Source organism: Oleiphilus sp. HI0132 (assembly GCF_001635845.1).
This window is the reverse complement of the sequence record NZ_LWGJ01000011.1, coordinates 1-829: the sequence shown is the minus strand read 5'-3', so window position 1 is coordinate 829 and position 829 is coordinate 1. Positions and strand designations below refer to the sequence as shown.

Here is an 829-nt window from a genome sequence, read left to right as displayed (position 1 = left end):
CCCGGATAAGAGCAAGCTAAGCAAGCGTAAGAACCCAACCAGTATTAATTATTATGAGCGTGCTGGTTTTTTACCCGAGTCAGTCATTAACTATTTGGGGCGAATGGGTTGGTCTATGCCTGATGAGCGTGAGAAATTTACACTACAGGAAATGATTGAGAACTTCGATATTAAACGTGTTTCGCTTGGTGGACCGATTTTCGACGTCGAAAAGCTAAGCTGGTTGAATGGCGTGTGGATTCGTGAAAATCTAAGTGCTGACGAATTTATGGCGCGCGCTCAAGCTTGGGCATTCAACGAGGCAAACCTTAAACCTTTGGTTGAGCATGTACAGGGGCGTGTATCGACCTTTGCTGACATCGCACCATTAAGCACCTTTATGTTTTCAGGTATGCTGGAATTACAGGCTGCAGATTTTGCGCATAAAAAACTAGAAGAAGGGCAAGTTAAACGCGTGTTGCAGTTTGCTTTGTGGCAATTGGAATCATTACGTGATTGGAACAAAGATAATATCTTTGCCGAGATTAAGGCTTTGTCCAAGGTGATGGAGTTTAAGATAGGTGATTGCATGCAGCCAATCTTTATCGCTATTGCTGGTACACCAAACTCTTGGTCAGTAGTCGATTCTATGGCGCTTTTAGGGCCAGATATGAGTCGTGCCAGGCTGCGTCATGCTGTTAGCATATTGGGTGGCTTTTCCAAGAAAGAAACCAAGCGAGTAGAGAAGGAATATCAATCGCTTAGCGCAGAAATCAAAAAGTTAAAAGAAGTGTAAAAATAGTCTTGACTCGGGGGGGAGACTTCAATAATATACGCCCCCGTTGAATGA

At 43.7% G+C, this 829-nt stretch carries 1 protein-coding gene; it reads left to right on the top strand.

The features are described 5' to 3' along the window. On the top strand, positions 1-775 hold a 775-nt coding region (locus A3766_RS00215), incomplete at its 5' end, for a glutamate--tRNA ligase family protein (protein ID WP_231882800.1). Between the last annotated feature and the right edge of the window lie 54 nt (positions 776-829).